The organism is Sphingomonas natans (genome assembly GCF_030546695.1).
In the GTDB taxonomy this organism is placed as follows: Bacteria; Pseudomonadota; Alphaproteobacteria; order Sphingomonadales; family Sphingomonadaceae; genus Sphingomonas_I; species Sphingomonas_I natans.
In genome coordinates, this window is record NZ_JAUOTP010000007.1 from 239166 (window position 1) to 245582 (window position 6417).

The 6417-nt window shown below is 65.7% G+C and carries 7 protein-coding genes and 1 tRNA gene; 2 read left to right on the plus strand and 6 right to left on the minus strand.

Annotation, left to right across the window (positions count from 1 at the left end; genetic code table 11):
• Positions 1 to 4: 4 nt before the first annotated feature.
• Positions 5 to 1606: a caspase family protein gene (locus Q4F19_RS15770; protein WP_341850198.1), complete on the minus strand. Its 1602-nt coding sequence runs from the start codon at positions 1604 to 1606 to the stop codon at positions 5 to 7.
• 287 nt (positions 1607 to 1893) lie between these two features.
• Positions 1894 to 1984 (minus strand) — tRNA-Ser (locus Q4F19_RS15775).
• A 76-nt stretch (positions 1985 to 2060) separates the two neighbouring features.
• Between Q4F19_RS15775 and Q4F19_RS15780 the strand changes: the two genes are divergently transcribed.
• On the plus strand, positions 2061 to 2942 hold the full coding sequence (locus Q4F19_RS15780; RefSeq protein WP_303544377.1) for a peptidylprolyl isomerase: 882 nt from the start codon (positions 2061 to 2063) through the stop codon (positions 2940 to 2942).
• Between the two features lie 3 nt (positions 2943 to 2945).
• On the opposite strand, the gene Q4F19_RS15785 is transcribed toward Q4F19_RS15780, so the two are convergent.
• From Q4F19_RS15785 to Q4F19_RS15795, 3 genes are all read right to left on the minus strand, one after another.
• Entirely contained in the window at positions 2946 to 3854 is a 909-nt protein-coding gene (locus Q4F19_RS15785) for a dioxygenase family protein (RefSeq protein ID WP_303544379.1), read from the minus strand.
• Between the two features lie 90 nt (positions 3855 to 3944).
• Positions 3945 to 4697, minus strand: coding sequence for a response regulator (locus Q4F19_RS15790; RefSeq protein WP_303544382.1), 753 nt, complete (start codon positions 4695 to 4697; stop codon positions 3945 to 3947).
• Positions 4694 to 4885 carry a hypothetical protein gene (locus Q4F19_RS15795; protein WP_303544385.1) on the minus strand — a complete coding sequence of 64 codons (192 nt, stop codon included), beginning with the start codon at positions 4883 to 4885 and terminating at the stop codon, positions 4694 to 4696. Before Q4F19_RS15795 ends, Q4F19_RS15790 begins: the two co-directional genes overlap by 4 nt.
• Between Q4F19_RS15795 and Q4F19_RS15800 the strand changes: the two genes are divergently transcribed.
• Entirely contained in the window at positions 4866 to 6158 is a 1293-nt protein-coding gene (locus Q4F19_RS15800) for a glycoside hydrolase family 130 protein (protein ID WP_303544388.1), read from the plus strand. The two genes, Q4F19_RS15795 and Q4F19_RS15800, sit on opposite strands and share 20 nt — an antisense overlap.
• Positions 6159 to 6182: 24 nt before the next feature.
• Here the strand turns inward: Q4F19_RS15800 and Q4F19_RS15805 are convergent.
• A partial coding sequence (locus tag Q4F19_RS15805; protein ID WP_303544391.1) for an NAD(P)/FAD-dependent oxidoreductase occupies positions 6183 to 6417 on the minus strand: 235 nt, incomplete at its 5' end.

Consider the following 6417-nt stretch of genomic DNA (forward strand, 5'->3'; position numbering starts at 1 on the left):
CGGATCAGATGGCGCGGCAGAAGCTGGTCGTTGCGCGCGTGCAGTGGAAAGCGCTGCGGCCCGGTATCGGTGGCAGTCCGAATTTGAGCGCCAGGTCCCGATTGCCCTTGCGCTTGCCGTCCTTGTCGTCCGGATGAAGGCCGTAGCCACAGCCGAACACATGTTTGCCAGCGACGTGCCCGAGATCGTGGACGCCATCGCGATCCCCGCAGGCTTTTGCCACCAGCCTGTCGCCGTCTGCGGTGCCGAGAATGGCGGAACCGCTCGCCACGGGCCCCTCGCAGCGGCTTGTCATGCTCTGCGCGTCGGCAGGCACTATGCAGACGACGACCCCCTCGTCCCAGGTCACCGGCTTGTCCTTTTCCACGGCGACGGCATTCGTAGTGTCGGCGGCGCTCGCGCAACGCTTGGCATCGTTTTTCTTGCAGGCTGCGACGCGGTCGCGCCAGCGGCCCTCCTCCGCCTTGAAATCATCGACCTTTTTCTGGTACGAATCGTATAGCGACTTGCTGGTTTCGTTCAGTTCGGCGATCTGCTTGCGATATTCATCCATATCCGCCGTATGCTTCTGCGCGATCTTGTCGTTATAGGCGACGACGCTGTCGTTGAGTTGCGCGGTCGCAAGCGGCTCGCGGTCGGGGGTCAACCTGCGCGACAGGCCGGAATCGGATGCCAGCTGCGGCTCGCTGCCCAGTCGTTTCACATTGGCATCTGCCAGCTTGATATATTGACCACGCGGAAACTGCTCCAGATAGGCGGCATAAGCCGCGCCGGTGTTCGCGCGCTGCGCATCCTGCCAGGCGAGAAGCTCGACCGAATTCTGGACGCCGCCCTCATGCCCGCCCAGGGATGGAGCGAGGAACACCAGCGTGCTGGTAATGCTTGCGCTGACGAAAGGTCGCTGCGCACCGCCGGTTGCGCGCATCACATCATCACGCACGGCGTTGCCGAGAAGCTGGATAGGCAGATCGGATTGCTTCAGCCGCTGCGACAACGAGGTCGCGAACGGAGAATTCTCGCCTGATCCGTCCGCGGCCGTCTGTCCCGGCGCGGCGGCATAAATGACGACATAGTCGTCGAGCTGCGACACGCCGAGCCCCGCCGAGGTCTCCCCGCGCGTCTTGCTGACCCAGCTTCGCGAGAACGGATTGTTGCGGCAGGCATCGAGAATGACCATTCGCACCTTGGCGAAGCGGATCGCGTTCATGATCCGATCGAGGTCCATCGCATGGACCGGAAGATCATCCGGGCCTTCCAATGCGGCGTCGACCGGGATCATCCAGTTCTTCCCCGCCTCCTCGATGCCGTGCCCCGCATAATAGATGACCGCAATATCGGCGGTCGATGCGCGCGCCTTGAAATCCCTGAGCGCGCCTTCGAATTCGACACGGGTCAGTTCCTGGCGAAGATCGACGGAGTCGAAGCCATCGGCCCGCAAGGAATCCGCTACAAGCTGGGCGTCGTTGATCGGATTGCGAAGGCTTCCACCATTTTGATAATGTGCATTGGCGATGACGAGTGCCACCTTCCGTAGTGCAGCCTCTGCGCTCCGTGGAAAAATGATGAGCAATATCAATATCGCGACTGTGTAGAACTGGCGAATCACGTGAGTCCCCCCGAACTCCCACGCTCTGGCTAGCGCTTATGCTTTCGCATGAGAACACAATATTCTGCGATTTCGGATATGACCGGTATTGATCCGCGAAGACTGTCGGCCTTACTGGACGATTCCTATGTCATACAAATCATGTGGCCTGTCCGCAGGCGGCGGATCGATTTTGCGCTGCTGATAGAGGACGCCTCTCGCGTCACCCTAGAGGCTGCTCTCGCTTTCATTTTCTCGAATGACGGATCGGGCGCGCTTCTTCCGAAACCTCCGATGATCCGGTCGACTGGCGGAGCGGGAGGGATTCGAACCCTCGATGGGCTTTTGACCCATACTCACTTTCCAGGCGAGCGCCTTCGACCACTCGGCCACCGCTCCGCATATCGCTGGAAGCGGGCGCCCTAATGCGGGCTGGCCGCTTTCGCAACCCGCGCGGGCGTGGCAGTCTCTTCCGATGCGCACCCGCCCCATCTTCGCCCTCGCCATTTCCCTGCTGCTCGCCGCCGGCGCGGCCGCCGCGCCGGTGACGCCGGCCTCGGTTCTCGCCGAGGCGCCCGCTGCGGCGTGGATCGCGCCCGCGCCCGACGATCTGCTCGTGATGGACCTGGCCGGCGGCAAGAGGGTCGTGATCGCGCTGGCGCCCGACTTCGCGCCCGTCCATGCCGCCAACATCAAGGCGCTGGCGCGCGCGCACTGGTATGACGGGCTGTGGATCGAGCGGGTCCAGGACAATTATGTCGTCCAGTGGGGCGATCCGAGCGAGAAGAAGCCGCTCCCTGCGGGCGTCGTCGCCGATCCGCCGGCCGAATATGAGCGCGCCGCCGCGGGCCTCGCGCTGACGCCGCATCCCTATCGCGACACGTTCGCCGACACGGTCGGCTTCGCCGCGGGCTGGCCCGTCGCCGAGCAGGGCGCGCAGGCGTGGCTTACGCATTGCTACGGGATGGTCGGCGTCGGGCGGGGCAATGCGCCCTCCACGGGGAGCGGCGCCGAGCTGTATGCGATCATCGGCCATGCGCCGCGCGCGCTGGATCGCAACATCGCGCTCGTTGGCCGCGTGCTGACGGGGTTCGAGAGCATGACCGCGCTGCCGCGGGGGAGCGAGGCGATGGGCTTCTACAAGAGCGTGGCCGAGCGCTTGCCGATCGTGCAGGCGCGGCTGGCGAGCGAGCTGCCCGAGGCCGAGCGGCCGCGCGTGCGCATCCTCGACACCGCCAGCGCCACCTTCGCCGCCTGGGTGAAGGTCCGCGCCAACCGCCAGGACGATTTCTACGTCCGCCCGGCCGGCGCGGTCGATCTGTGCAGCGTCATGCCCCCGGTGAAAGAGGGCGACTAGCGTCTAGCGCGCGATCCCGATCACGGCGGTCGCGACATAGCCGGCGGTGACGCTGCCCGTCATCGTCGGGGTCTGCTGCGCGAGCTGCGCGGCCGTATTGTCGCCGAACACATTGTCGCTCGCGAGCGTGACGCGTGCGAAATTGCTGATGCTGGAGCTGTAGCCGCTCGCGCCGTTATAGACGGTCGAGCTGATCGCGCTCGGCATCGCCAGCTGCGAGGTGAGCAAGGCGCTGCGCCCGGTCGTCGCCGCGGCGAGGCTGGCGAAGACCTCGAAATGGATGTGCGGCCAGCGGCCGTCATAGCAGCCGGGATAGATGGTGGTGAAGGTCACCTGGCCGTTGGCGTCGGTCACCTGCACGCCGCGCAGATAGCTTTCGGCGGGCGCCGAATAGAGCGAATAATTGCCCGATCGGTCGCAATGCCAAAGGTAGATGGCGTAGCCGGCGAGCGGCGCGCTGCTCGCGCTGACGTTGACCAGCGTCAGGGTCAGCGTGACGAGGACCCCGGCGGCGACATTGGTCGAGCCGGACAGGAAGCTCGGGCGGATGTCCGAGCGGACGATGCCGCTCTGGATCAGGACATTGTTGGTCGATCCGCTGGCGCTGTTGGTGCCGTCGCCGGGATAAGGCCCTGCGGTCTCGGCCGGATCGGCGATGTAGCTGCCGGTGGTCGTGGTGGTGGTCGTCGTCGTGGTCGTCGGCGTCGTCGTATCGGTGGTCGTCGTCGCGGTCGTGCCTGCGGTGCTGGCGGAGGCCGTGTCGCCGCTCCCGCCGCCGCAGCCGGTGACGATCGCCCCTGCGCCCGCGCTCGCGAACCAGGCGAGCGCGCGGCGGCGATCGATCAGTTTCTTGTGAATGACCCCCAGATCGTGCGCGAGGCCGCGATCATGGTCTTCGATGTCGTGCTGCATTGAGAGCTCCCCCGGAACATGTGGGGAGGGGATGGGGAGACGAAATTGCCCGCGCATTTCGGCCCGTGGCGGCCGTGTTGCGGCGCTGCGTCAGCCGTGCGTGACGGCGGGCACGAACAGATAGCCTTCGTTGCGGACGGTGCGGATCAGTTCGCCCGAGCCCGCGCCGTCGGAAAGCTTGCGGCGCAGCCGGCTGACCTGGACGTCGATCGCGCGATCATAATGGTCGCTTTCCTCGCCGCGCGCGAAATCGAGCAGTTGATCACGCGTCAGCACGCGGCGGGGATGCTCGACGAAGGCGCGCAGCAGCCGGAATTCGCCATCGGTCACCGCGATCAGATCGTCGGCCGGATCGTAGAGCATGCGCATGCCGAGATCGATCCGCCAGCCGGCGAAGCGCAACGTCTCGCCGTCCTGGGCTTCGGCCTCCTTCTGCGGGCCGGCATCCCTCTTCTCGCGCCGGCGCAGTACGGTGCGGATGCGCGCGAGCAGCTCGCGCGGATTGCAGGGCTTGGCCAGATAATCCTCGGCGCCCATTTCGAGGCCGACGATGCGATCGACGTCGGTGCCGACCGCGGAGAGCATGATGACGGGCGGGCCATCCTCGCGCTGGAGCTTGGTCAGCGCCGAGAGGCCGTCCTCCTTGGGCATCATCACGTCGAGCACGATCAGATCGTAGCGCTCCTGCGCGAGCCGCTCGCGCATCTCGATCGGATTGGCCGCGGTCTCGGTCTGGAAACCATGCTTGTCGAGGAAGGACGACATCAGGCGGCGGATGCCGGCATCGTCGTCGACGATCAGGATGCGCGTCGCGAGGTCCATGTTGATACTGATGGCGTTCATCCGGGCCGATTGCCAGCGGCTTGTACCGCGCATGTTTCATCAATCTTGCCGCGCGGCCTCGTCATGTTGCGGACGCGCTGGCCGGCAACTTCCGCGCCGCCTGCGTGTTGCAGCAGCGAAGAACGGGTGAAGGGTGTTCCCTCCGCTTCGCAATAAAGGGGAAGCACCATGTCCAGCGGCACCGACATCATGACGCATTGGCCGGTGAATCTCCGCCCCGATCCCTCGCGCACGGTGATCCGCCCCTTCGACGTCAGCGACCCGCAAGGCTTCGAGCAGGCCGAGAGCCGACCGCGCCGCATCGCCGATCGCGTCCGCGCGATGGACGACCAGACGCTGCGCGAGGAGCTCGCCCGCGTCATGGACAGCCTTTCCGAGCGGCATCACAATGTCGAGCATGTCGTGACGCGCCGCTTCGAGGAGATGCGCGACATTGCCGGCTGCGTCGGGGTCGATACCGATCGCGGGCGGCTGATCGGGGCCTATTTCAGCGAGGAATATTCGTTCGAATCCGCCGCCCTGTTCAATCCCAGCATCATCGCGCTCGAGGATCAGGACGGCGCGCCCGAAGGCGGCCTGCGCTTCGCGTTGTCGCTGCGCGGGATCGGCGAGGGGCATCTGTCGTCGGTCACCTTCCGGATCGGCAGCTGGGATCCGAAGGCGGGGTTCGCGATCGAGGCGCCCAGCAGCCATGCGATCGCGCCGATGATCGAAAAGGGCCTCAGCCACGAAGACGGCAGCTACACGCGCATCATCTGCGAGGGCAGCAACGATCCCACCGAAAGCGTGCTCTTCCCGGTCACGCCCAGCCAGGCGCGGGGCATCGAGGATCTGCGCATGACGCGCTTCGTCGAGGAGGATGGGCGCGTGCGCGCGCTCGGTACCTACACCGCCTTCAGCGGCTCCGCCGCGCGATCGGAGCTGCTGGAGGCGCAGGATTTCCGCTCGTTCGATCTGCACGCGATGACGGGCGATGCGGCGGCGGGCAAGGGAATGGCCCTGTTCCCGCGCAAGATCGACGGCAAATTTGCGATGCTGGGCCGTCAGGACAATGAGAGCCTCTGGTATTTGACCTCCGACGAGCTGACGCACTGGTCCGGCGGCGAGAAGATATTCGAGCCGGAATTGTTCTGGGAGTTCGTCCAGGTCGGCAATTGCGGATCGCCGATCGAGATCGACGAGGGTTGGCTCGTCATCACGCACGGGGTGGGCTCGGTTCGCAATTATTGCATCGGGGCGTGCCTGCTCGACCGCGACGATCCCCGCAAGGTGCTCAAGCGAATGCAATTGCCGCTCGTCCACCCGAGTCCCAAGGAGCGCGACGGCTATGTTCCGAACGTCGTCTATAGCTGCGGCGCGCTCGTCCACGATCGCGTGCTGCTGCTGCCATATGGCGTGGCCGACAATTTCGTCAGCTTCGCGAGCGTCCATGTCGACGATCTGCTCGCCGCGATGAAATGATCCGGTGAGCGGGGCACGAGCGCGCTACCGCTCGCCGATGGCCTTGCCGGCCGCGGAGCCGCTCGCCCACGCCCACTGAAAGTTATAGCCGCCGAGCCAGCCCGTCACGTCCACTGCCTCGCCGATCGCGTACAGGCCGGGGACGTCGCGCGCCTCCATCGTCTGCGAGGAAAGGCGCGCGCTGGCGATCCCGCCGACGGTGACCTCGGCCTTGGCAAAGCCCTCGGTGCCGTTCGGGTGGAAGGGCCAGGCGGCGAGC

Excerpts from the sequence above, each read along its gene's own strand:
- Q4F19_RS15780 (WP_303544377.1), top strand. The coding sequence starts at position 2,061 with ATGCGCACCCGCCCCATCTTCGCCCTCGCCATTTCCCTGCTGCTCGCC.
- Q4F19_RS15785 (WP_303544379.1), bottom strand. The coding sequence starts at position 3,854 with ATGCAGCACGACATCGAAGACCATGATCGCGGCCTCGCGCACGATCTG.
- Q4F19_RS15790 (WP_303544382.1), bottom strand. The coding sequence starts at position 4,697 with ATGAACGCCATCAGTATCAACATGGACCTCGCGACGCGCATCCTGATC.
- Q4F19_RS15800 (WP_303544388.1), top strand. The coding sequence starts at position 4,866 with ATGTCCAGCGGCACCGACATCATGACGCATTGGCCGGTGAATCTCCGC.
- Q4F19_RS15795 (WP_303544385.1), bottom strand. The coding sequence starts at position 4,885 with ATGTCGGTGCCGCTGGACATGGTGCTTCCCCTTTATTGCGAAGCGGAG.